The 23846-nt window shown below is 53.9% G+C and carries 21 protein-coding genes and 2 tRNA genes; 15 read left to right on the forward strand and 8 right to left on the reverse strand.

Annotated features, from left to right (window positions below):
* Window positions 1-623 precede the first annotated feature (623 nt).
* From ACHZBS_RS20110 to ACHZBS_RS20120, 3 genes are all read left to right on the forward strand, one after another.
* Window positions 624-1457, forward strand: coding sequence for a hypothetical protein (locus tag ACHZBS_RS20110; protein ID WP_319408313.1), 834 nt, complete (start codon window positions 624-626; stop codon window positions 1455-1457).
* Between the two features lie 71 nt (window positions 1458-1528).
* Window positions 1529-2455 carry a DUF3883 domain-containing protein gene (locus tag ACHZBS_RS20115; RefSeq protein ID WP_319408314.1) on the forward strand — a complete coding sequence of 309 codons (927 nt, stop codon included), beginning with the start codon at window positions 1529-1531 and terminating at the stop codon, window positions 2453-2455.
* A 454-nt stretch (window positions 2456-2909) separates the two neighbouring features.
* The gene (locus ACHZBS_RS20120) at window positions 2910-4100 is read left to right on the forward strand and encodes a hypothetical protein (protein ID WP_319408315.1); all 1191 of its coding nucleotides are present in this window, start codon (window positions 2910-2912) and stop codon (window positions 4098-4100) included.
* Window positions 4101-4635: 535 nt separating this feature from the next.
* On the opposite strand, the gene ACHZBS_RS20125 is transcribed toward ACHZBS_RS20120, so the two are convergent.
* Window positions 4636-4712: transfer RNA gene (locus tag ACHZBS_RS20125), tRNA-Arg, on the reverse strand.
* Window positions 4713-4770: 58 nt separating this feature from the next.
* Window positions 4771-4846: transfer RNA gene (locus ACHZBS_RS20130), tRNA-His, on the reverse strand.
* A gap of 512 nt (window positions 4847-5358) precedes the next feature.
* Here ACHZBS_RS20130 and ACHZBS_RS20135 point away from each other — a divergent pair.
* The 3 genes from ACHZBS_RS20135 (at window position 5359) to ACHZBS_RS20145 (ending at window position 8839) form a co-directional block, all read left to right on the forward strand.
* Window positions 5359-5538 (forward strand): hypothetical protein, encoded by a 180-nt coding sequence (locus ACHZBS_RS20135; protein WP_319408316.1) that lies wholly within the window; start codon window positions 5359-5361, stop codon window positions 5536-5538.
* 23 nt (window positions 5539-5561) lie between these two features.
* Entirely contained in the window at window positions 5562-7475 is a 1914-nt protein-coding gene (gene selB, locus ACHZBS_RS20140) for a selenocysteine-specific translation elongation factor (RefSeq protein WP_319408317.1), read from the forward strand.
* A 68-nt stretch (window positions 7476-7543) separates the two neighbouring features.
* The gene (locus ACHZBS_RS20145; protein WP_319408318.1) at window positions 7544-8839 is read left to right on the forward strand and encodes a DUF2333 family protein; all 1296 of its coding nucleotides are present in this window, start codon (window positions 7544-7546) and stop codon (window positions 8837-8839) included.
* A 147-nt stretch (window positions 8840-8986) separates the two neighbouring features.
* Here ACHZBS_RS20145 and hemW read toward each other — a convergent pair whose 3' ends face one another.
* The 6 genes from hemW to larA all read right to left on the reverse strand — a co-directional run bounded on the left by hemW (window position 8987) and on the right by larA (window position 14459).
* Window positions 8987-10198: a radical SAM family heme chaperone HemW gene (gene hemW / locus ACHZBS_RS20150; protein WP_319408319.1), complete on the reverse strand. Its 1212-nt coding sequence runs from the start codon at window positions 10196-10198 to the stop codon at window positions 8987-8989.
* 108 nt (window positions 10199-10306) lie between these two features.
* Window positions 10307-10849 (reverse strand): 2-oxoacid:acceptor oxidoreductase family protein, encoded by a 543-nt coding sequence (locus tag ACHZBS_RS20155; protein ID WP_319407880.1) that lies wholly within the window; start codon window positions 10847-10849, stop codon window positions 10307-10309.
* Window positions 10850-11653, reverse strand: a complete 804-nt coding sequence (locus ACHZBS_RS20160; RefSeq protein WP_319407879.1) for a 2-oxoacid:ferredoxin oxidoreductase subunit beta — start codon at window positions 11651-11653, stop codon at window positions 10850-10852. It lies immediately after the preceding gene.
* Complete coding sequence (locus ACHZBS_RS20165) at window positions 11654-12802, reverse strand: 2-oxoacid:acceptor oxidoreductase subunit alpha (protein WP_319407878.1); 1149 nt, start codon at window positions 12800-12802, stop codon at window positions 11654-11656. It abuts the gene before it with no gap.
* Entirely contained in the window at window positions 12799-13008 is a 210-nt protein-coding gene (locus tag ACHZBS_RS20170) for a 4Fe-4S binding protein (RefSeq protein WP_319407877.1), read from the reverse strand. The genes ACHZBS_RS20165 and ACHZBS_RS20170 overlap by 4 nt, the downstream gene beginning before the upstream one ends.
* 161 nt (window positions 13009-13169) lie before the next feature.
* Entirely contained in the window at window positions 13170-14459 is a 1290-nt protein-coding gene (gene larA / locus ACHZBS_RS20175; RefSeq protein ID WP_319408320.1) for a nickel-dependent lactate racemase, read from the reverse strand.
* 81 nt (window positions 14460-14540) lie between these two features.
* Here larA and ACHZBS_RS20180 point away from each other — a divergent pair, with 81 nt between their 5' ends.
* The 9 genes from ACHZBS_RS20180 to ACHZBS_RS20220 all read left to right on the forward strand — a co-directional run bounded on the left by ACHZBS_RS20180 (window position 14541) and on the right by ACHZBS_RS20220 (window position 23800).
* Entirely contained in the window at window positions 14541-15449 is a 909-nt protein-coding gene (locus ACHZBS_RS20180; protein ID WP_319408321.1) for an AAA family ATPase, read from the forward strand.
* On the forward strand, window positions 15439-15957 hold the full coding sequence (locus tag ACHZBS_RS20185; RefSeq protein WP_319408322.1) for a GNAT family N-acetyltransferase: 519 nt from the start codon (window positions 15439-15441) through the stop codon (window positions 15955-15957). Before ACHZBS_RS20180 ends, ACHZBS_RS20185 begins: the two co-directional genes overlap by 11 nt.
* A 419-nt stretch (window positions 15958-16376) precedes the next feature.
* Complete coding sequence (locus ACHZBS_RS20190) at window positions 16377-17483, forward strand: hypothetical protein (RefSeq protein WP_319408323.1); 1107 nt, start codon at window positions 16377-16379, stop codon at window positions 17481-17483.
* A gap of 183 nt (window positions 17484-17666) precedes the next feature.
* Window positions 17667-18797, forward strand: a complete 1131-nt coding sequence (locus ACHZBS_RS20195; protein WP_319408324.1) for an efflux RND transporter periplasmic adaptor subunit — start codon at window positions 17667-17669, stop codon at window positions 18795-18797.
* A gap of 128 nt (window positions 18798-18925) precedes the next feature.
* Window positions 18926-22024, forward strand: a complete 3099-nt coding sequence (locus ACHZBS_RS20200) for an efflux RND transporter permease subunit (RefSeq protein WP_319408325.1) — start codon at window positions 18926-18928, stop codon at window positions 22022-22024.
* 53 nt (window positions 22025-22077) lie between these two features.
* Window positions 22078-22584, forward strand: coding sequence for a DUF4203 domain-containing protein (locus tag ACHZBS_RS20205; protein ID WP_319408326.1), 507 nt, complete (start codon window positions 22078-22080; stop codon window positions 22582-22584).
* Between the two features lie 120 nt (window positions 22585-22704).
* Window positions 22705-23157 carry a universal stress protein gene (locus ACHZBS_RS20210; RefSeq protein WP_319408327.1) on the forward strand — a complete coding sequence of 151 codons (453 nt, stop codon included), beginning with the start codon at window positions 22705-22707 and terminating at the stop codon, window positions 23155-23157.
* 47 nt (window positions 23158-23204) lie between these two features.
* A complete protein-coding gene (locus tag ACHZBS_RS20215) occupies window positions 23205-23537 on the forward strand; it encodes a c-type cytochrome (protein WP_319408328.1) in 333 nt (110 codons plus the stop codon).
* Window positions 23538-23596: 59 nt separating this feature from the next.
* Window positions 23597-23800 (forward strand): PDZ domain-containing protein, encoded by a 204-nt coding sequence (locus ACHZBS_RS20220; protein WP_319409103.1) that lies wholly within the window; start codon window positions 23597-23599, stop codon window positions 23798-23800.
* The last annotated feature ends 46 nt before the right edge of the window (window positions 23801-23846 follow it).

Genomic DNA, 23846 nt, shown 5'->3' on the forward strand with positions numbered 1-23846 from the left:
AATGAGTGTCCGACTAAACCACGTTATGCCGGACACTCGCGGACAGCAACCATTTTAGGACGGCAATCGTGATAATAACCCTTAAAACCGGCATTTATACAAGTTCAGCGCTTTTTTCTGCACCCTGCTAAGTCGGACATCAAAAACTGGTTAAGATTATAAATCGGCAAGTTTTTAACCATTCTAGTAGGAGGCAGATAGTTTGAGAAAAAAGTGCAAAAATAGTATTGTAATAGGCTTAAAAGCTATTCCTTTATATTCGCCAAAATACAATCTGGGTTAAGATTCTTGGAGAAAAACGTTGGATTGAGAATGAAAAGCTTCGTTTTAAGGCTCTGAAGACAGATGAGTTACCTAAAGCAAAAACAACCTCATGGATAAAAATGGGGATTAATTTTGGCGGATTAATGTTCTGTATAATGAGCCTTCCTCTAATTATAAAAAATAGAATGTCGTCAGTAGAAATCGTCATTCAAATTACAATTTGGGCTATGGCTGGCTTTGTATTTAAATTTGTGATGAAATACTTTATCGGTAAAAAAAGAAAACGTAGAACCTCAGCGTTCACAGGACGGCGAGGACCATGCCGCCTGTGACGCTGGCCGTTGGGGAAGGTATGAAAAATGATGAGTCAGGATTTAAAATCTATCATTTATAACATATTAGGTGGAATAATAGTTTCCATCCTGACTGCAATTTTAATATACCTGCGGCATAAATGCAGACACTTTCATTTGCAGAGACTTTTAGGATTTATTCTCAAACCAGAAATTGATGCTAAAATTGTTTATGGTCAATTAACACTACCACCAGTTCATAATACAAACGGCCAACCTATTTCACATCCTTTTGTTAAACCGCCAAGAAATGGTGGTGCATTAACTCTGCAAGGAACTTACTCAATTACACATCCTATAAGCGAGTGCGAAGTCCGGGCTACTTCATATCTTACCAGTATGCTCTCATCTCCCGGGAATACTCAACCAAATGTTATTTCAGATACTGATGCAAATGCTCTTTTAGACTGTAATCTTTTTACGTTAGGAGGTCCGGGAACAAATTACAAAACTGCTGATATTCTTGCTTCACCTGCGAATATTTTTATTAGAATGTCGCATAATGGTTTTTCATTACATTCAGGAGAGGCTCTTCCTTTTGTATGTGATCAAACCACAGATTATGGTTTTATTTTGCGAATAACTCCAAATCAGTTCCCAAAGCGTTCTTGGATTGCATGCGCTGGATTAGGTGAGTGGGGAACAAGTGGATCAGCATGGTTTCTGTCTAATAAGTGGCGACAATTGCTGTGCGCAATTTACCCTTTTGCTTATTATACTAGCTTTATGCCTATTCCCGACTTTGTTGCAATTGTAAAAGTAACACGTGGGCAAGACCAATCTTCCGATATTGTCGCTTTATATCGTAGGTCAGGCAAAAAGCTTAAAAACGTAAAATAATGCCCAACCCATCACTGGTGCCGACCCAAAAAGCCGGGCGGCACAGTTCAACCGTTATGCAAGGAGGATTGATGAAAAAAATCATATTCCTACATACAGGGTGGATGAATTATTTCCAGGGACTTAAAGGGGATATAATCCGATTCGGCGGTAGCTTTGTTGACGAACATGGCTATGGACATGAAATGTATAATTTCCAAGATGTAAATGGAAAAATGTATGGATATGTCCAAGCTCCCGGAAACGGCACGATAAACATAAATCGACTTGGTGCTAATGAAGAAGATGAAAACATTAAAAATGTTGATGTTTATTGGATGGCAAAGCACCCTAGTGGAGGGGTTTGCATCACTGGTTACTATAAAAATGCTACGGTTTACAGATATTGGCAAAACAAAAAATTGAGAGGCAAGAGGAAAAAATATGGGTATTATGTGGAAGCAGACTCAAAAAACTGTTCTTTGATTCATTCCGCAAAAAGATTTGTGAAAGTGCCAACAGGCAAGGGTGGTAAAGGCCGCAGTTTTGTATGGTATGCCGATTCAAATATTGGTCAGAATTTCATAAAGAAACTTCCGTCTCTGCTTTCGAGTTCAAAAAAGCCAAAAAAGAAAAGAACAATTGACCCAGAAAAAAACAAAAGAGTTGAAGAGATTGCCGTTGAGACAGTTAAAAAATATTATTCTGAATTTGAAATAATAGATGTGCAAAATGATAATGTGGGCTGGGATTTAACAATAAGAAATGATGACAATGAAATTTTTATAGAGGTAAAAGGATTATCTGGCAAGGACCTTCAAATTGAATTAACACCTAATGAATATCATCATATGCAAAAACTGAAATCAAAATACAGGGTGGCGATCGTAAGTCAAAGTCTATCTAAAAAACCGAAGTTCACTATATTTCAATATTTTAGCGACTGCAAGAAATGGTTGAATGATAAAAACACTCAATTGAAAATAAAAGAAAAAATCGCTGCAAGGTGCTTTGCATAACAAGGCTTTTTCAGCGGAGCGCAAAAAACCGCACCCGCTTAAAAGCAACGTTATGTTTCAAGAATTCTAATAGAGGTTATCCACTTCGATTTTTTGAAACTATACCTCTACACCATTATAAATCTACGAAATGAATAAACACCCACGCTATACTCAGAAACAATTTATCGTAATCATAAGCATTTTTGCCCCAATAGGACTTGCTATTCCAGCAATATTAACCAGTATTTTAGGCGTCCCTAACCAATCGATACTTGTAGTGCTTTTTCTAAGTTTACCAGCTGTGATATTCAGTTGTATTTTTGGATTCTACAAAGGAATGATTAAACATTACGGATTTAAAGAGATAAAATCAGAGGATGCTAAGAACAGCGAAACACAACATGTCGCTGGAAATCGACGCGCAAAAACCGTGCTCATCTCAGCTCGGACGATAGACTATTGAGAATGTAATATGTCCAAGAAGTCGCGCAAAAAAAAGCCACGGAAAAAGAAGCATTACACTCCTCAGCCGGCCTTAGTGCCATTGAGAAAACTTAACTTCCCGATTGTCGAAAACCTGGTAGGGTTTGTTGTAGAGACCGCTCAGCCTGGCGAAATGGCAAAGATCCAAACGCGTGGTTCTCTTGTTTCCGATAATCCTCTCTTCTACACCTACATCGATCAAATATCGGGTATTTTTTTAAAGACAGCTTTTGTTAATCATGTTTTTCAATTTCTTGTGCTAATTCATGAAAATTTGTCTGCAGATCTCTATTTGAACGATTTGCCGGTTAAGGTCTTGATGATGGCAAAGAGAGATTTTAAGAAAGGAGGGGTAATCACAACCGGCGATATCGCAGACATTCAACAACTGAGCTTTGAAGGAATCAACATCAAAGACACCGATAAAGTCATATATTGCTTTAAAGTGGGATGGAAATTTGGATTGTTTTTTGACCTCGATAGAGAACACACAATCAACCTCCCTTCAATGGAAACAGAATTGGGTGCGTTGTATAGATATTTATCATTTCAGTATATATACGATGTTCTTGAGTCAAAGCCTCATTTTGACATACTGTTGAAGGATGGTTGGTTTCCTTTCATAGAAATACTCGCTTCGGAGTTCAAAGAATTGAGCGAGGCATATAAGAATCTTCCCGATCCACAAAACAAACTTCAAAAAATAGTCGCCAAATTCAATGAAAAAAGAATTGAACGTATCGTTAAAAAATGGTGGAAAAAGAAAATATTCTCGGAAAAGAAAACCATATTGGAATCGGGTATTCAGTGCTATCTTGGATTTGATACCAAAGGATTTATTGTTTGCATCAAAATTTTATTAACTGAGATCGAGGGGATCATACGGCTTCATTACTTCGAAGAAACCGGAAAAGGAAAGCACGTCCACATTCCTGAACTAATTAACCATTTGTTTGACAAAGGTAAGCTCAAGACCGGGTCGGAAGCATCGCTGTTCTTCCCACGCGATTTTCTTTATTACTTGAAAGAGGTTATATTTCCACATTTCGATCTTGAAAAAGGCGATATTGGCTTGTCAAGGCATACGTCAAGTCATGGAGTTGCCAAGGGCGAGGAATACAGTAAAATAAGGGCTGTCCAAATGATTCTCATATTGGATCAATTGTATTTCTATATTTAAGTCTAACCAATCACTGGTACGGACGCAAAAAGCCGCGCCGCACAGTTCAAGCGTTGAATGACGATTTAAGGCCCATTTACACGGTTTCAAACCACCCGTTAAATGGTTTCAAACCAGGTGAAAGATTACACAAAAATTACCATTCGGATTGAATGGTAGCCGGAAGCTACCAGTTAAAAAGTGGTTGCAAACCAATCGTCACCTGGTTGCAAACCTCGTGGCGGGTTACAACCATGTTAACGTGCCTTAAAACACCCTTCAACTTCTGTCTATAAAATTGCCATTCGGATTGAATGGTAGCCGGAAACTACCAGTTGAAAAGTGGTTGCAAACCTTCCGTCACCTGGTTGTAAACCTCGTGGCGCGTTACAATCGTTGGCCGGTTAATTGCCTCGAGAACAATCAACCGAGGATACACCACCTACCTTCCTGAGCACAACTTTTGATTATAGCTCCCGAAAAGCTTTCCTGGTTCCAGAAAAAACCAATAAAAAAGCCACTCAGGAAATCATTCCTGAGTGGCTTTTTTATTATTTGGTACGCCCGGCCCGATTCGAACGGGCGGCCTACGGATTCGAAGTCCGGCGCTCTATCCAGCTGAGCTACGGGCGCACAAGCGATAAAGGCCATTGCCACAATGAGTGTATGGTGCAATGGCCTTTTAGTTTTATGGGGTGAGTGATGGGGCTTGAACCCACGACCCTCAGGGCCACAACCTGATGCTCTGCCAACTGAGCTACACCCACCATAAGAGCCATTTTTTTATCAGATCACCTGCACCATTTCAACCTCTATTTTGATCAAATCCAAAAAATTCCCGGCAATTCGACAGGTTGCTAAGTGGTAGGATGACGCAGATTGCTTTCATTGAAAAACCAATGTGTTCCCCATAAGTATTGACCTAATTTGGCTTCTAATATACCCTAACGGTGCATCGAAAAAGATGGTTTTTTGGTTTTAATGAATTGATAATAAAAGATAAATCCATTCCTAAGGACATTGACCAGGATTGATCGCCAATGAGTTCGAGAACACTGTCCCTTTCCGGCAATGTTTTTGCCCTTCGATCTTCGATACACGAGGCCCCGACCAATCGGGGCATCCGGAGAGTCCCGGCGTCTTTGTTGTCAAGGTTTCGCAGTAGGCGAACGACGGCTTGGTTTTTTTCGATGCCGATCTGAATTGCTGCAGCTTTTGCTGCGCGATGACATGTTATTTGTGTACTCGCTCAATTGTCCGATTGGAAAGGGGTAATATCTTGACCCAATTTCATATTTTCATCATCAGGGCCATTCTGGGGGCTGTTTTTGCCGTCATCCTCTCGCGCATGTTTTATCCCGACGCCAACATCATCTATGTGGCCGGATTGGGCATTATCCTCGTGGGGCTGGCCTATTTTGCAGAATACCTGAGAAATCGTAAGAAGCAGCAACCATGACAACCTGCTGGAGCGCATCGATCGTGAAACAGATTATTCTCGGCACCGCCGGACATATTGACCACGGCAAGACCAGCCTGATCAAGGCCATCACCGGCACCAACACCGACCGACTGAAGGAAGAACAGAAACGCGGCATCACCATCGAACTGGGCTTTGCCGCTCTGGACCTTCCCAGTGGGCGGCACCTGGGCATCGTCGACGTGCCCGGTCACGAAAAGTTCGTCAAGAACATGGTCGCCGGCGCTACGGGCATTGACATCGTCTCCATGGTTATTGCCGCCGATGAAGGGGTTATGCCCCAGACGCGCGAGCACATGGAGATTTGCGCCCTTCTGGGCGTCAAATACGGCATGGTGGTGCTCACCAAAATCGACATGGTCGATGAAGAGTGGCTGGAACTCGTCACCGAAGATATCCGTGATTTTACAGTCGGCACCTTTCTCGAAGGGGCACCGATCGTACCGGTCTCCTCGGTTACCGGAGAAGGGATCCCCCAATTCATCAATGCACTCGACGCCTTGTGCGAAAGCGTTCCCGAGCGATCCACCACTGGGCTTTTCAGGCTCCCCGTGGACCGCGTTTTCTCCATGAAAGGCTTTGGCACCGTGATCACCGGCACCTTGATTTCGGGCAGGGTCAACGTCGGGGATACCATCATGATCTATCCCGGAAAAACCACCTCCAAGGTCAGGGGAATCCAGGTCCACAATCAGAGCCGAGAAACCGCCGAGGCCGGCATGCGCACCGCCATCAACTTCCAGGGCCTGGAAAAGACTGCTATCAACCGCGGGGATATCCTGGCCCGGGAAAACACGCTGATGCCCAGCTACATGGTGGACCTGGAACTCCACTTTCTATCCAGCAATAAAAAACCCATTAAAAGCCGAACCCAGGTAAGGTTCCACACCGGTACGAGCGAGACCATGGGAAACCTGATTCTTCTGGACCGGGAGGAACTGGCGCCCGGAGAGACCTGTGCGGCACAGATACGTCTGGATGAACCGGTCAGCCTGATCCGCGACGATCGGTTCGTGATCAGAAGCTACTCACCGGTTCGGACCATCGGCGGCGGCAAGCTGCTCAACCCCATCCCCGTCAAACACAAACGGTTTCAGCAGGAGATCATCGACGGACTCGAGGGCCTGGTCGATGCCGCACCCGAAGGCATCATCGACTACCATGCCCGCATGGCCGGCCCGGCAGGCGTCAATTTCGACGAACTGCTCCTGATGACCAACCTGCCGGCAAAATCCCTGGAGGCCGCTATCGGCACCATGCTCAACAGTCAGACCATCCTCCTGGTCGACAAGGAAAACCGCACATACATCCATCTTGACGTCTTTGACGGACTGAGGCAGTTGAGCCGGGATGTGCTGGAACGATACCACCGCGACAACCCACTCAAAAACGGCATCTCCAAAGAGGAATTGAAATCCAAATTTCCGCGGCAGGCCAGCGGCAAGCTCTTTACCCTGGTACTCAACCGGATGATCAAAGACCAGCAACTGGTCCTCGATGACGATACGGTCCGGCTGGCTTCCCACACGGTATCCCTTCAAGTGGATCAAAAAGCTTCAAAGCAGCAGATCCTGGACATCTATGGCAAAAGCGGGTTGACACCTCCCTATTTCCGGGACGTCGTCAAGGAACTGGATGTGGATCCCAAATCTGCCAAAGGCGTTCTGGAACTGCTGGTCGGGGAAGGCGTGCTGGTCAAGGTGAAGGAAGATCTCTATTATGATCGGATAACCATTGAAAAATTGAAGGAGGAACTGGTGGCGTATATCCTGGAAAACGGTGAGATATCCACACCTGCATTCAAGGATATGACTGGAGCTTCCCGCAAATATGTGATACCTTTGATCGAACATTTCGATGCCACCAATGTCACCATCCGGGTGGGGGATATCCGAAAACTCAGAAAGCGCCAATAACGCAGTCCCAATACCAACATCGGCAATAGATTACCGCCGGACCGAACGATATCGAAGACGGAGCAGTCATGGAAAAAAACGCCAAGGGATTTGAGTTCAGAAAGTTTGCAACCCCGCGCATCATCGGCGGCATCGCCATAGCGGTAATTATCCTGTGGGCCCTTTCCATCATCTTCAGTTCCCCGCAAGGTCAATCATCGAAAAACACGGGTGCCCGCCAGCCGGATTCGGCCGCATCAACGTCCCCCCCAGGCAGCGACGGTCATAGCAAACCGATGCTTGCCGACTATCCATCCAAAGCACCCGGTGCCGCTAAAGGACATACTACCGCAACGGCTGACACCACCGATCAAGGGACCCCTGCCGTCCAGGAAACTGCCGGTAGTCATGGGGCCACTGCTGCCCACGAAACCGCCTCCCATGGATCATCTGTAATGACGGCAGGCTCAGCGGACGACGAACAGCCAACAACGCACCAGCAGCCAGTGGTGGCACCTGGGCACAGCGCACAGACAAGCGGTCACGGTGCCGGCCAGACCGCCGCGGAACCCAGCACCACCATCGGACATCCCCTTGCGGCCACCGCTGTTGTCGCTCCGGTACACAAACCCACTCCAAAAGGCGTCGCCTTTGTCGAAGCGGTCATCAAGCCACTGAGGTACGAACTGGAAGAACGCTGGTGGGGATGGAGACCCAACGACATTATTGATGTCACGGACAATGTTAACAATTTTCAGATGGGCGTGTTGGAGGTAACCCGAAGGGCGGCCGTAGCCCTGGCGGAGCGGATTTCAAGAACCGGCACCACCGACGCTTTTGACAAGAACCTGGAGCAGGCCATGAACTGGTTCATGGTCAAGGCCAGCAGCTACTGGTTCCCCTCTGCCGAATCGAAATACCGCGAGGGTCTGGAAGAAATGGAGGCCTATCTTGTAAAGCTCAGGGCAGGCAATGCGACCTTCTATACCCGGACAGACAACCTGATCCCATTGCTGGCCTCCTTCGAAGATCTTCTTGGCAGCTGCGACGAGAACCTGGTGAAGCAGGTCAATTCAGACGGTACGCCGATGAGCTTTTTTTCAGCGGATGACCACTTCTTCTACACCCAGGGCGTAGCCAGCTCCATGGCGACGGTGCTGGAGGCTGTTCACCATGATTTTCTCTCGACGTTGGAATCCCGCCACGCCACCGAGCTGCTGCACCACGCCATCGTCTCCTGCCAGCGCGCTGCGGAAATCGATCCGTGGATCATTCTGGACCGCAACTTGAGCAGCGTCTTTGCCAACCACCGGGCCAATATGGCAGCCCCCGTCAGCCATGCCCGGTTTTACCTGGGCCAGTTGATCAAGACGTTGTCAACGTAAAGAGAAATCAGGGGGCCGAGGTCTGAGATCGGATGACCGATAACAATGGGCCAGGAGCTCGGAAGGGACAGCCAACCCAGTCGGTCAAAACAGCTTGAACGCTTACCAGCAAGCAACTTCCCGGCTCAACAGCCAATCAGTATGACCTCAACTGAGCAGCCGATCGACCACATGCTCAAGAAACCGCATGCCCCGGGTTGTCAGTCGAATCCGCCCTGACAACCTCTCCACCAGCCCTTCACTGAGCAGACGGGCCACCTCCGGTTCAAAATGGTCGGAGAAATCCACCCTAAACCGCGACGCGAAGTCCGCGGTATCGATTCCGTCCGTCTGTCGCAGCCCGAGGTAAACGAATTCCATCATCCGTTGCTCACGGGTCAGCGTTTCCGTTCCCGCCACGGGGCGTTTTCCGGCCTCCAGGTCCGCCAGGTAATCGTCCAGAGACCGATGATTCCACCCGCGCGTGTTGTCCAGAAAACTGTGTGCAGCCGGCCCGAACCCCAGGTACGGTGAAAAGGTCCAGTATTTGCGGTTGTGCCTTGAGCGGCGGTCGGTCGTATCCCCTTCGGCATTGCGGGCGAAGTTGGATATCTCGTATTGGCGGTATCCCTTGCTGTTCAGATATTGCAGGGTGGCCGAGAACAAATCCCCGGCAGTTTGCTCATCCAGCGGTTGAATCAGCCGGTTTTCCACCTGTTTCGCCATTGGCGTTCCCGGCTCTATCGTCAGCGTGTAACAGGAAAGATGATCCGGCGCCAGTTGGATGACGCCGGCCATTTCAGCTTCCCAGCGGCTTGGAGTCTGGCCGGGAACCCCGTAGATTAAATCCAGCCCCACATTGTCGAAGCCGGCCTCCCGAGCCCAGCGATAGGTATCGATACCTTTTTTTGCCGTATGGATCCGCCCCAAAAAAGTGAGGATTTGATCATCGATCGATTGGAGGCCGATGTTGAGCCGATTGATGCCGACTGACCGATATGCAGCCAGATCCGCTTTATTCACGGTTCCCGGATTGACCTCCAGGGTGGCCTCCACGTCGGGTGTCAATGAAAAGCAGGAATGGACGCCTTCAAGAATCCGGGCAATCTGAAGCGGCGTCAGGACAGACGGCGTTCCACCGCCGAAATAGAGGGTGTCCGCACGAGGAACCCGGTGCCGAAGCAGGTTCAGCTCAGCGAGAAGGCCGTCGATGTACTCGGGAATCAGGCTACGGTCGGTGACTGAGTAGAAATCACAGTAGGGGCATTTGGCCCTGCAGAAAGGGATGTGGATATAAAGTCCTGCCGGCGTTGAGGCGCTGGGCGATCCTGCTGAAGATTCGGGAGCATGTTCCGCTATCGTTGATGACTCTTTTTGCATGGCCAGGTGTAAGATCTGCAGGCTGCGGTTACGGATCGCGGCGGCAAGCCGCTCCTGCGAAAAACGGAGCCGGTCCTCAGCCTTCCGACCTCAGTCCTCTGTCTTCCATCACTTCACGCCCCGGCCCATTTCCAGCCCCAGCTCCAGGGCCTGGCGGTTCATCTCGATAAACCCCGACGGAATGCGCTGCTCCAGCACCTTCATGATCGATTCCGCACGCACCAGACCCGTCAGTCCCACCACCGCACCCAGCATGCAGATGTTGAACACGATCGGCTTGCCGATCCGGTCCATCACCGTCTGGTACATCGGCAGCTGACGCTGCACCGCGTCCACCTTCAGCTGCGGTTTCACGTAGCGCGTGTCCATGATCAGCAGTCCCCCCGGACGGATGATGTCGTAAAACTTGTTGTATGCCTCCTGCGTCAGGCACACCAGCACGTTCGGCTGGATCACCTTGGGAAAGTTGATCTGGGAATCCGATACGATCACGTCCGAGCGCGTGGCGCCCCCCCGCGCCGCCGCCCCGTAAGCCTGGGTCTGCACCGCCGTCAGATTCTCGTGCAGCACCGCCGCCTCCGCCAGGATGATCGCGGCCGTGATCACCCCCTGGCCGCCCGATCCCGAAAACACCATCCTGCATCGCTCCATCTATCTTCCCCCCATGGCCCGTTCGATGATCCGGTTATACTCGCTGCAGTACTCCGGCTTGTCCAGCTGGACGAAGACGCCCCGCTCGATCAGCTCCGGATGCTCCGCCTTGGCCTTCGATCCGATCGGCGTCGTACTCTCCTTCATGCGCTTCATCATGTCCACCGCCCCGCCCTGCTTGTTCTTGCGCCCGAAGTAGGTCGGACACTGGCTCATCACCTCCACCACCGAAAACCCCTCGTGAAGGATCGCCTCCCGGATGATATCGGCCATCTGCTGCACATGGTACGTCGTGGTCCGCGCCACGAACGTCGCTCCCGCCGCCTTGGCCATCTCCACCACGTCGAACCCCTGGTCGATGTTCGAATACGGCGCCGTCGTGGCCATCATCCCCGGTCCGGTCAGCGGGCTGTACTGCCCCCCGGTCATGCCGTAGATGCGGTTGTTCATCACGATCGCCGTGATGTCGATGTTGCGCCGCGCCGCGTGGATGAAGTGGTTGCCTCCGATGGACAGGGCGTCCCCGTCCCCCATGGGCACGATCACGTTCAGATCCGGCTTGCTCAGCTTCACCCCCGTGGCAAAGGCCAGCGCCCGCCCGTGGATCGTGTGCAAGGTGTGAAAATCCATGTATCCCGAGATGCGCGACGAACAGCCGATCCCCGACACCATCACGATCTCGTTGCGGCTCATCCCCAGCTTCTCCACCGCACGGATCAGCCCGTTGAGCACGATCCCGTGGCCGCACCCCGAACACCACAGGTGCGGAAAAAACCGCTGGCGGATATAATCCTTGACTGCCATCTATACCCCCTTGCCCTTGATCAGGCGCAGTATGTTCTTGATGTCCGTGGGCGTGATGAACGCGCCGTCGATCCGGTTGGCCAGAAACACCCGCTCCGGATGCCGCACGCTCGTCTTGACCATCTGGCACACCTGGCCCATGTTCATCTCCACCACCACCGTGTACTTGGCGGGGTTGCAGTACGCTTGAATCACATCCGCCGGAAACGGCCACAGCGTCTGCAGCTCCAGCAGCCCGATCTTTTCCCCCCGCGGACGCAGGCTCTCCACGATGTGCAGGGCACTGCGCGCCGCGCTGCCGAAGCTGACCAGCACCGTCTCCGCATCCTCCAGGTAAAACGTCTTGTAGCGCGCCATCTGGTTGGCGTTGTTCTCGATTTTGTCCACCAGGTGCCGCAACAGCCCGTGCACGATCTTGGGGTTGTCCGACGGAAACCCCCACATGTCGTGCACCAGCCCGGTCACGTTGTAGCGGTGCACGTCCCCGAAGTCGCTCATCGGCAGCCGCCCGTCCTCGCGCGGCAGGTAGGGATGATAGTCCACCCCCCCCTGCACCGCCGTGCGCAACCGCTCCACCAGCGGAATCTCCCCCGGTTCGGGAATCTCCAGCCGTTCGCGCATGTGCCCCACCACCTCGTCGAACAAAAGGATCACCGGCGTCCGAAAGGTCTCGGCGATGTTGAACGCCTCCACGGTCATGGCGAACACGTCCTGGTGGTTCGACGCCGTCAGCGCCACGATGCTGTGGTCCCCGTGCGTGCCCCAGCGCGCCTGCATCACGTCCCCCTGGCTCACGTGCGTCGGCACCCCCGTGGACGGTCCGCCCCGCTGCACGTTCACGATCACGCAGGGAATCTCGGCCATCACCGCGTACCCCAGCGCTTCCTGCTTGAGCGAAAACCCCGGTCCCGAGGTCGCCGTGAGCACCTTGCGCCCGGTCAGACTCGCCCCGATGATCGCGCACATCGACGCGATCTCGTCCTCCATCTGGATGAACTTGCCCCCGCGCTGCGGCAGCCGTCTGGACAGGTGCTCGGCGATCTCCGTCGACGGCGTGATCGGGTAGCCGGCGAAAAACTCCAGCCCCGCGTAAAGGGCCCCTTCCACGCAGGCCTCGTTGCCTTGGATGAATTTGATCTGTCTGCTCATGGTTTCTCCGTCTCCACCTCGATGGCCAAATCCGGGCAGCGCAGCTCGCACAGCCGACAGGCGATGCAGTCTTGCACCCGCACCGCCACCGCCTTGTCCTCATCATCCAGCTCCAGCACCGCCTTCGGACAAAACGCCACGCAGATCCCGCACCCCTTGCACCAGTCCCGGTTGATCCGGTGTTCCTTCAATCTCGCTTTCGCCATGAATCTTCCCCTAACGTGTTGTCTCTCGCCCTGACTGCGCCCGACTCAAAATCGTGCCCCTCTTAAAAGCTCGTCGGGGCATTGTCAAGAAAAAGCGGGTGGTTTGGCTAAAATTGCTTTTTCCGGCAGGAAAAATATGGATGGTGTTAATTCATGGAATACTATTTTTTGGGAGTTCGCGCAAGGTCCGCATGGTGTTCCAATTGACGCCGGGTCTGTCTTCTGACCAGCAGGCTGGCATTGGGAACCACGGCAAGGGACCCGATGCACCGCCTGACCCTATCCTCAGCCGATCCCGGGTCAAGACGGGTGACGCCAATGCGTCGGCACACGTCAGGCGACAGGTCGGTAACCAGAAATATCTTTATCCGCCGGGTTTTTGCCATCAGGGCCAGGGCCGTACCGCCGTTGCCCTGATACGCGTGAGAGAGATGGTCGAATGCGGCATTCCATCCCCCCATGTCGAACCAGGGTAAAAAGGTCGTTGATCCAATCCCATCGCGGCATTGGGCGAAAACGATAAGGGCGCCCCCATTCTTTACAAAGGCGGCGGCATGGTGGACGGCCTTGTGGGCCTGGATAAAATTAATGTCCTTGGGGTATCCACCGCAGGACGCCACTACCCAATCGTATCCGTCGCCGACATCGATTTCGCAGTTCTGAGCATGACATTCGCAGGCCTGCCGGAAGTGAGCGATGCCACGTCCCACCATCAGCCGGCAAACTGTACCCTGGCTGTCCAGGATGCCGTGAATGGCCAGATCGGCAGGTCGATAATCTTCGATGTCGTCCAGGTCTTCAGCAAGCGGGTTGCCGGCCAGACAGCCCGATCGACACCCGGCAGACAACGTCCGGCGGTGCGGGTCCAGAAAAAGGCTGTGGTTGCGGTAGATGGCCGCCCGCTGACCCAGCCCCGGGAATATCAGTTTGCGTCCCCCGCCGTACCCGGCAAAGTAGTGATGCGAGATCGCGCCGAAAGTGACGACGAAATCGGCTTCGACAATGTCCTTACGGATACGGACCGGCGTGCCGCGCCGGGTAGCGCCCAGATCGGCAAAGCATGTGTCCTCAGTGCAGTCATGATGAACGAATCGGTATCGTGAAAAAACATCGCCGTAGGTCGCCCGGCAATCGGCATCGCTTTGGGCGGGATGAGTGCCGTAGGCGATGTACACGGTGATGTTCTCTTTTAAGGCGCCTCTTTTCTCGAGAGCGTCGATGAGGATGGGCAGATACCGATCATACCCGCACAACCGGGTCTTGTCCGCCACCACCACGGCCAGCCGCTTCCCGTGCAACGGATGGGACGCCAGGGCATCAACCAGATCTGCCGAAAAACTTTGCCCGGAGACAATCTTTGGCGGTTCCCGGTTCATCAGGATATCCGCGTCATCCGGCAGCGGCATCCCGAACCGATGACTATCGATTTTTAATTCAATGAATTTTCCCATAGGGTTCCCCAACCCGCCATCATTTTTCCGACTGGGATTCGATTCTTCCAGACTTGCCGGCATGTCGGCATTATAGGCGCTATGGAAACGGATGTTAATCGAAAAATAAAAGGGTATGGGAAAATCAAACCGCTATTCGGCAGCCGGTCCGGTGTTGACAGGGAGGATTGGTTCCGCTTTAACAGCTGTAAAAAACAGTTAACGCTGTCGATCATTTTCATCCGTGCTTTTCAGCTCAATGGCGACGAGCTGGACAGGCAGCCGGCGGCAACCCACTGGAGCCCACTCATGCACTTGAAAAGCGTACGCATTGCCCATGACCGATTCCCGACAACCGAGGCGTATCCCTTTAATCTACCCATCATCCAGCATACCGCCGCCATTGACTTTCCCTCGCCGGTGACGGTTTTCACCGGTGAGAACGGCACCGGCAAATCGACCCTGCTCAAGGCATTGTGCCGACGGTGCAATATCCACATCTGGGAAGGCATGCACCGGGCAAGATACAAGGCCAGCCGATATGAGAACCTGCTGCATCTGTCCCTGGACATCGTATGGGCCGACGGAGCGGTGCCGGGATCCTTTTTCTCTCCCGAGCTATTCCGGAATTTTTCCCAACTGGTTGACGAATGGGCGGCCGGCAGCCCCGGCCTGTTAACTTATTTCGGCGGTCAATCCTTAGTCACCCAATCCCACGGGCAATCCTGTATGGCCTATTTCCAATCCATCTACCAGGTAAAAGGACTGCACTTTCTGGACGAACCCGAAGCCGCCCTGTCGCCGAAGACCCAGTTGCGTCTGCTGGACGTGCTGTCGGCAATGAGCGCCGCCGGCCATGCCCAGTTCATCATCTCCACCCATTCACCCATTCTGATGTCCTGCCCGGGCGCGTCGGTTTATGATTTTAATCAACCGACCATCGCCCGCACCGCTTACGAAAAAACCCGTCACTATAAAATCTACAAGGAGTTTTTCAGCCATGGCGCCTGATCTACCCGTCACCGTCACAAGAAGTTATATTCCGGGCGCCATCGGCCGGATCGCCGAACTGCACGGCACCTACTATGCAGAGCATTGGGGATTCGGCCTTTTTTTCGAAGCCAAGGTTGCCACCGAACTGTCGGCGTTTCTCACCGCGTATGATCCCGGCCGGCATGCCCTGTGGGTGGCCGCCATCAATGGCCGGGTTGAAGGCGGCATCGTTATCGACGGCACCCATGCGGCAGAAAGCGGCGCCCATTTGAGATGGTTCATCCTCTCCGATGCCCTGCGGGGGAAAGGGATGGGGCGGCAGTTGATCAACCGTGCGGTCGATTTTTGCAGGGGAAAAGCCTACCGAAGCATATTTCTCTGGACGTTCGAGGGGCTCGACGTTGCCAGACACTTGTATGAAAGCGTCGGATTCAGCCTGACCCGCCAGCAAAAAGGCGCGGGGTGGGGCATTGAAGTCAACGAACAGATGTTTGAATACAAGCTATTACCCAAACTGAACGGTTGAAATTTTTACAGTAGAGCCAATTTCAAAACGTCCCATTTCAGCCAATATCGGCGTTGGGCTCACATTTCAATCCTTGACGTAGCGAGGCTGCGCCTGCGGTTGAAATGATCGCCTGCCTTGATCTTGACCGAACTGAAACGTTTTGAAACAGGCTCAGTAGAATACCCGAATTTTTTTACCCTTCGAATAGTGGGCATTCGAGGTGCCATCTCTTCATGCATTACATTTCTTTTACTGGCCTTTTCAGGCGTTTTCCATTAATAAATAGCCATAGCATTCGTACGCGCAACACAAGCGGGTCAAGGCGGCACGATTAAGGGGCTGCCTTGCGTTTTAACAAATTAATAGAGTCGGTTATGACCTGTATGACTTTCCTTGGCCGGACGTTTCTTTCGATTATCGCCGGAGGCTTGTTAGTTTTGGCGGCAACCCGTGCCGATGCCTTGTCGACAAACGCGGATGTTCCGGACGATATGCTTCCGGCCCTCCATTATTTTCTGGATCTGGTAAAAATTGAAAACGGTTCCGCCTTTGATGCCCGGCACATTTCACCTGTAATCGGGTTTCTTCTCTCATCCAAACCGGCCGGTGCACTATATCGGGCCGACGATTCCTTTGACGCGCCTTCCGCCTATCATGAGTTTACCGTTAACACCAACCTCCAGCATATCATCGGTTACACGATGGATGCCGATATCCCTTCCTTTTTCTTCTGGCCGTCCTCCCTGCGGCTGGCTCAATGGACCCGGGTGGACGGCGGTGACCGGCAGTTCGCCAGGCTGTCAGCGGCATCTGCCGACCTGAAGGAACCTTTCATTCTCAAAGGGACCGAACATATCACCATCACCCCGGACCAGCACACCGGCGCCTACTACAGCTACGACGTCGATAAGATGGTCATCCTTTGTCCCTACAAGAAGGGGAAGGTGATGATCAGCATCTACCGGCAGCAGAAACCGTCGGCGGTGGGTCGAAAGGGGTGGGTGCTGGGCACCGATGAAGAATGGAACTACCTGTATACCCGCGATAAGGGCCTGAACCTCGGTGGCTTGGGGTGGGTCAATACCTATATGTATGATTCGTTCAACATCACCGTTTACTACGAGGCGGATCCTTCCATATCATCCGTCGCGTGCGGGACCGTCAGTTGGGTGAAGGCCGGGTGGGCCGGCATCAACATGGTTCAGCCCAAACATATCCATCGGGGGCTTGTCCGTGTGGCTACGGCCTTCAAAACGATCCTGGAAAGCCCTCGCCTTCCCGAACCCGCCCGGCTGGCGGAAACCTTCGCAAAATGCAGAAACCTTCCCACGCCGACCTTGAGGGAGTATGCCAAGGACTATCTCGCCGGCCTGGAACAGCGCATCGCATCGTCCCACACCCTCCGCAAGAAAGTGGGAGGTGCGTTTGACAGCCAGGCCTTGCTGTCGCAGATGAACCGGGATGAACTATACGCGGTACTGGCCCTGGACTATTTCAAGAAGATTCTCGGGCGCAATCCCGTGATGGATTCCCATCCGTTTTGATCGACGGCATATCCAAGTCACTCCTCTTCCCCTGAAAGTTGACCTTCATTCCTGCCACGCATTGACTTTGTTGAGCATCGTAATAATATTTTGTTACTTGGATTGTAGTTTCATCACCGCCCTTTTATTGGCGCGTCAAGTCGCGGACAGAGGTGATGGCCTGAGACAAAGAAACGGAATTCCATGAAAAAAACCGTAATTTTTTCCATTATTGGACTGGTCGTGCTGATCGGTGTGCTAGGGGGCGTCAAAGGGCTTCAGATCAACCGGATGATCGCCCAGGGCAAACAATTCGTGCCGCCGCCCGAGACCGTGACCTCGGCCGTGGTGCAATCGGCTACGTGGCCGTCCGTATTGACTGCCGTGGGCTCCCTCGAGGCGGTCCAGGGGGTCATGGTAACCGCTGAACTTACTGCCAAAGTGGTCAAGATCGCCTTTGAGCCCGGCAGTGCGGTGAAGGCCGGAGATTTGCTGGTTCAACAGGACACGACATCGGAGGCGGCGCAGCTCCGTTCGGCGGAGGCGTCCATGGAACTGGCCCGGCTAAATTTTGAACGGGCCAAGGAACTCCTGCCCCAGAAAGTGATCACCCCCTCCAATTATGACACTGTCGAGGCCGAATTCAAGAAGGCCGCGGCCCAGGTGGACGCCATCCGCGCCACGATCGCCAAAAAGACCATCCGGGCCCCTTTTGCCGGCCGTCTTGGGCTTCGCCTGATCAACCTGGGCCAGACCCTTAATGACGGTGACACCATTGTATCCCTGCAGGCCATGGATCCGATTTTTGTCAATTTCCAGCTGCCCCAGCAGGAACTGGCCAAAATCAGGAAGGGCCTGGCCGTAAAACTGACCAGTGACGCCCTGCCCGGCGAGACCGTCCAAGGCAGCATCACCGCCGTGAATCCGCAGGTGGACAGCGCTACCCGCAACATCCGCGTCCAGGCCACGATAGCCAACACCCGGGAGCACCTGCGCCCGGGTATGTTCGTCAATGTGACCCTGGTACTGCCGGAAGTCCAGAAGGTGCTGACCATTCCTTCCACTGCCGTACTGTACGCCCCGTACAGCGACTCGGTATTTATCGTGGAGAGCAAACCCACTGACAGCGGATCGTCCTCCGCTACCGTCGTCCGCCAGCAGTTCGTCCGCCTGGGGGAAAAGCGGGGGGATTATATCACCGTGCTCTCCGGTATCGAGGAGGGCCAGACCGTGGTGAGCACCGGCGCGTTCAAGCTGCGCAACGGTCAGGCTGTGGTGGTGGACAACACGCTTTCTCCCGAGTTCAAACTGGCCCCCGAACCGCAGGAAGGGTAATCGGGCATATCGGACGCGTGGCGCTTGTTGGCTCATTGGAAAGCCTGCAACCGCTTTTCAGTCCTCCGGCAACGCATTTTACCGGTAACTCCAAACGCTGGACCAGAAACCAGAAATCCTGTTAACCCATGAAAATTACCGATCCGTTCATCCGGCGGCCTGTTCTTGCCCTGGTGGTCAACCTGGTGATCATCATTGCCGGTCTTCAGGCCGTGCGGTCCCTCAACGTTCGCCAATACCCGCGCAGCGACAACGCGGTGGTTACCGTCACCACGGTCTATGTGGGGGCCAGCGCCGATCTGGTGCGCGGCTTTGTCACCATCCCGCTGGAACGGGCCATTGCGGCGGCTGACGGCATCGATTATATCCAATCCCAGAGCGCCCTGGGACTTTCCACCATCAGCGCGCGCCTGAAGCTCAATTACGATCCCATCAAAGCCCTGTCGGAGATCAGTTCCAAGGTGGATCAGGTGCGCAACGACCTGCCCCCGGAGGCCGAGGTGCCCACGATCAACGTGGAGTCGGCGGACAGCCAGTTCGCCTCGGCCTACCTGAGTTTCACCTCCGATGCCCTCCAGCAGAATGAGATTACCGACTACCTCGTGCGTATCGTGCAGCCGCGACTCTCAGCACTCGAAGGGGTGCAGCGGGCCGATGTGCTCGGCGCCCGAACTTTTGCCATGCGCATCTGGCTCAAACCCGAACGCATGGCCGCCTTCAACATCAGCCCGGTCCAGGTGCGCCAGGCCCTGGCGGCCAATAACTTCCTGGCGGCCGTGGGACGCACCAAGGGATCCCTGATCCAGGTCAACCTGACGGCCAACACGGACCTGCGCTCCGTGGAGGAGTTCAAACGCCTGGTGGTCCGGCAGCAGGACGGCGCCGCCATCCGCCTGGAAGACATCGGCGACGTCGTCCTCGGGGCCGAAGACTATGACACGGAAGTGCGCTTTTCCGGGCAGACGGCCGTTTTCATGGGCATCTGGCCCCTGCCCAACGCCAACTCGGTGGACGTCATCCGTCTGGTGAGCAGGGAGATGGACGCCATCGGCAAGCAGCTTCCCGAGGGCCTGCAGGCACGCGTGGCCTATGATGCCACCAATTACATCAGCAATGCCATCCACGAGGTGATCAAGACCCTGTCCGAAACGCTGCTGATTGTCGTTTTCATCATTTTCATGTTTCTGGGTTCCCTGCGATCCGTGCTGGTGCCGGTGGTGGCCATTCCCCTGTCGCTCATCGGCGCCGTGTTCCTGATGCAGATCCTGGGGTTTACCATCAACCTGCTCACCCTGCTGGCCATCGTGCTTTCGGTGGGGCTGGTGGTGGACGACGCCATTGTGGTGGTGGAAAATGTAGAACGCCACTTGAGAGAGGGACAATCCCCCATCGATGCGGCCCTGTTCGGCGCCCGGGAGCTGGTGGGCCCCCTGATCGCCATGACCATCACCCTGGCGGCGGTCTATGCGCCCATCGGCCTGCAGGGCGGACTGACCGGATCCCTGTTCAGGGAGTTCGCCTTCACCCTGGCCGGCGCGGTGACCATTTCCGGTATCGTGGCCCTGACCCTGTCGCCGATGATGTCGTCCAAACTGCTGACCCCAGGGATGTCCGAACGCGGTTTTGCCGGTAAGATATCCAGGGATTTTAAACGTTTCACCGCCTTCTACGGGCGGTTGCTGGATGGCACGCTGAATGCCCGGCCGGCGGTTTACACGGTCTGGATCGTGGTCAGCCTGCTGACCATCCCCATGTTCCGCATGTCGCCCAGGGAGCTGGCTCCATCCGAGGACCAGGGCGTCATTTTCGGCATTATCGATGCGGCGGCCAACTCCACCCTCGACTTGAACAGCCGCTATGCGGCGGCGGTAAACGATGCCTACATGAGCTTCCCGGAAACGCAATTCACCTTCCAGATCACCCGCCCCAATTCAGGCATTGCCGGCATGGTGGTCAAGCCCTGGGATGAACGCGAGGCCACCGTGGCGCAGCTGCTGCCCCGGGTACAGCAGAAGGTCAGCGCCATTCCGGCGATCCGGCTCTTCGCAGTCTCGCCGCCGGCGCTTCCCGGCGGTGGTAATTTTCCGGTGGAGTTCGTCATCGCCTCCACGGCGGAGCCGGCGGAGATCCTTCAATTCGCTCGGCAGCTGCAGCTCAAGGCCATGGGCAGCGGCATGTTTGCCTTCCCGCCCATCATCGATGTCAAGATCGACCAGCCCCAGTCGGAAATCGTCATCGACCGGGAAATGGTGGCCGACTTGGGCCTGGATCTCCAGCAGGTGGGCAGCGACATCGGATCCATGGTGGGCGGCAACTATGTCAACCGCTTCAGCATTGCCGGGCGCAGTTACAAGGTGGTGCCGCAGATCAGCCGGACGGACCGCCTGAACCCCGACCAGCTGCGCAGTATATATGTGACCGGTCCGGATAATCAGCTGGTGCCTTTGAGCACCATCGCCACTATCCGCAACTCCACCGTCCCGCGATCCCTGAACCGTTTCCAGCAGCTCAACGCCGTCACCATCAGCGGCGTGGCTGTGCGGCCTCTGGACGAGGCCCTGCGCTACCTGGAGGATGAAGCCGCAAAAATTCTGCCCAAAGGCTACGTCCTGGACTACACGGGCGAATCGCGTCAGCTGCGCACCGAGGGAAATACCTTCATCCAGGCCTTCGGTCTGGCGGTGGTGCTGATCTTCCTCGTCCTGGCGGCCCAATTTAACAGTTTCCGTGACCCTTTCGTGATCCTGGCCGGCTCGGTGCCCCTGGCCATGTTCGGTGCTCTGGTTTTCACTTTCCTGAAGATGCCCGACCCCAACGTGCCCTTCTGGACCCAGGGGTGGACCACCACGATGAATATCTACAGCCAGGTGGGGCTGGTGACCCTGGTGGGCCTGGTGTCCAAAAACGGCATCCTCATCGTGGAGTTCGCCAACAGCCTGCAGCGGCAGGGGCGAGCCAAGCGGGAAGCCGTGCGCGCCGCCGCCATGACCCGCCTGCGGCCGATTCTGATGACCACCGGCGCCACCATTGCCGGCCATTTTCCCCTGACCCTGGTAACCGGTGCCGGCGCCCATGCCAGAAACTCGATCGGTCTGGTGCTGGTGGGCGGCATGGCCATCGGGACCTTGTTCACCCTGTTTGTGGTGCCGTCCATCTACATGCTGGTAGCTCGCGACCATTCCAGGGATGCAGAGGCGTTGATCGGCTCGCGGACTACCGCCCCATAAGCGGGATGCCTGCCGATATCGGTGTTAACCTTATTTCTCTGGAGAAGAAGACAGTGAATCTGTTCCTGGCTGCCTCGGGAGTGATGCTTCTGGTGCTGGGCTGGAAGTTGTTCTGGTTATTTGTCGGTGTGGTGGGATTTGCCGCCGGACTCCAGGCGGCCCAATTGGTTCTCGGCCCTCAGCCATTCTGGGTTCTCTGGGCAGCGGGGATGATCTGCGGCGTCATCGGTGCGATTCTGGCGCTGTTTTTCCAGAAACTGGCCATCGGTATCGGGGGATTCGTGGCCGGCAGCACCATTGCTCTTCACCTGACGATGATGATGGGGTATGACCCCAGCGCATTACTGGCCCTGATCGGAGGTATCGTCGGAGCGGTGGCCCTGTATCTGCTCTTTGACTGGGCGTTGATCTTTCTTTCATCGGTGGCTGGGGCCACAATGATCATTGAGGCGCTCGGCCGGCATGCCCCCTATGCACCGGCACTGTCAGCGTTACTGATGGCCGCTGGAATCATCTTTCAGGCCAGACTGTTGATGGTTTCCCGAAAGGCGGATCATTAATTCTCCCTAATGGATTGTAGCTGAAGGAGAGGGCCATCCGGACGACACATTTTATTTGAATAGCACAGCCGTTGCGAAGACAATAAACGCTTTACCAATCCCTATGAAAGGAGTCCCCGCATGTTTAAAAAGATCCTCTATCCGACCGATTTTTCCGATGTGGCGGCAAAAGCACTGGATTACATTGAACAGCTCAAAGAAGCCGGAGCCCAGGAAGTGGTCATCCTGCACGTCATCAACCAGCGCATCATCGACGGCCTGAGGCGGCATGCCATACTGGATAAAGACATCCTGCAGTGGAAAAAAAAGGCCCAGGAAATCGCTGAGGAGTCGCTGGCAGAGATGAGCAAAGCGTTGGAGAATATCGGCTTTACGGTGAAGCCCATCATCAGAACCGGTTTCCCCTGGCGTGAGATCCTCGAAGTGGAAGAGCAGGAGAACCCTTCCCTTATCGTCATCGGCTCCCATGGACGGTCGAACCTCAGTGACATGTTTCTGGGAGCCGTGTCCGACCGGGTGATCCGCAAAAGCAAAGGGCCGGTCATGGTTATTAAAAGGGATACTGAGGATTGAGACAATACGAACCGCGCAAACCGAACCATACAGCCAAGGAGCGGGTGATGAAAAAAATTACTATTGTCGTTTTGGGCATCATGTTTTTTGCACCTTTGAGTTTCGGCGAGGAAAATGGAGAAGCCCTTTTCAAATCCATGGGGTGCATGTCCTGCCATCACCCGGAAACGACTTCAAAAATCAACCCTTCCCTCACGGATATCGCTCAGGCCTATCAGGGCAAGCCGCAACAACTGGCCGGCTACCTGAACGGTCAGGGTGCCGCTGTGGTCAAACCGGAAAAGGCCGGCATGATGAAACGCTATGTTGAGAAGACGAAAGCGTTGACCGACCCGGAGCGGGCTGCCCTCGCTGATTTTATCCTGGCGCACCAACAATAAGGACCACCCAAAATCGTCGAGGTGTAGGGATCGTCTGGACCCTGGGCACTGGATTCATCATTGCCGGAGATTGCGCAAGCACTCAAATCCAGGGGGTGGCGATCATGCAAGTGGCCCCGGATTCGCCGGCGGCCGAAGCCGGTCTTCAACCCGGAGACGTCATCTTCGAGGTGGATCGGCAACCGGTCACCGATGTCGAATGGATTTCCATTGGTTTTCAGCAGTGTCAGGCGCTGCCCTTCTATAAAAAGTCCATCCGTTGAGCGATCAAAAAACCCGGGTTGAGTCCGCTCTTCGGTTTGACCGGCT

Origin of the sequence: uncultured Desulfosarcina sp. (genome assembly GCF_963664155.2) — a bacterium.
Lineage (GTDB): Bacteria > Desulfobacterota > Desulfobacteria > Desulfobacterales > Desulfosarcinaceae > Desulfosarcina.

Bases quoted from the DNA above. Each gene is read 5' to 3' on its own strand.
- ACHZBS_RS20110 (WP_319408313.1), top strand. From the start codon at position 624: ATGATGAGTCAGGATTTAAAATCTATCATTTATAACATATTAGGTGGA.
- ACHZBS_RS20115 (WP_319408314.1), top strand. From the start codon at position 1,529: ATGAAAAAAATCATATTCCTACATACAGGGTGGATGAATTATTTCCAG.
- ACHZBS_RS20120 (WP_319408315.1), top strand. From the start codon at position 2,910: ATGTCCAAGAAGTCGCGCAAAAAAAAGCCACGGAAAAAGAAGCATTAC.
- ACHZBS_RS20145 (WP_319408318.1), top strand. From the start codon at position 7,544: ATGGAAAAAAACGCCAAGGGATTTGAGTTCAGAAAGTTTGCAACCCCG.
- hemW (WP_319408319.1), bottom strand. From the start codon at position 10,198: ATGCAAAAAGAGTCATCAACGATAGCGGAACATGCTCCCGAATCTTCA.
- ACHZBS_RS20155 (WP_319407880.1), bottom strand. From the start codon at position 10,849: ATGGAGCGATGCAGGATGGTGTTTTCGGGATCGGGCGGCCAGGGGGTG.
- ACHZBS_RS20160 (WP_319407879.1), bottom strand. From the start codon at position 11,653: ATGGCAGTCAAGGATTATATCCGCCAGCGGTTTTTTCCGCACCTGTGG.
- ACHZBS_RS20165 (WP_319407878.1), bottom strand. From the start codon at position 12,802: ATGAGCAGACAGATCAAATTCATCCAAGGCAACGAGGCCTGCGTGGAA.
- ACHZBS_RS20170 (WP_319407877.1), bottom strand. From the start codon at position 13,008: ATGGCGAAAGCGAGATTGAAGGAACACCGGATCAACCGGGACTGGTGC.
- larA (WP_319408320.1), bottom strand. From the start codon at position 14,459: ATGGGAAAATTCATTGAATTAAAAATCGATAGTCATCGGTTCGGGATG.
- ACHZBS_RS20180 (WP_319408321.1), top strand. From the start codon at position 14,541: ATGGAAACGGATGTTAATCGAAAAATAAAAGGGTATGGGAAAATCAAA.
- ACHZBS_RS20185 (WP_319408322.1), top strand. From the start codon at position 15,439: ATGGCGCCTGATCTACCCGTCACCGTCACAAGAAGTTATATTCCGGGC.
- ACHZBS_RS20195 (WP_319408324.1), top strand. From the start codon at position 17,667: ATGAAAAAAACCGTAATTTTTTCCATTATTGGACTGGTCGTGCTGATC.
- ACHZBS_RS20200 (WP_319408325.1), top strand. From the start codon at position 18,926: ATGAAAATTACCGATCCGTTCATCCGGCGGCCTGTTCTTGCCCTGGTG.
- ACHZBS_RS20210 (WP_319408327.1), top strand. From the start codon at position 22,705: ATGTTTAAAAAGATCCTCTATCCGACCGATTTTTCCGATGTGGCGGCA.
- ACHZBS_RS20215 (WP_319408328.1), top strand. From the start codon at position 23,205: ATGAAAAAAATTACTATTGTCGTTTTGGGCATCATGTTTTTTGCACCT.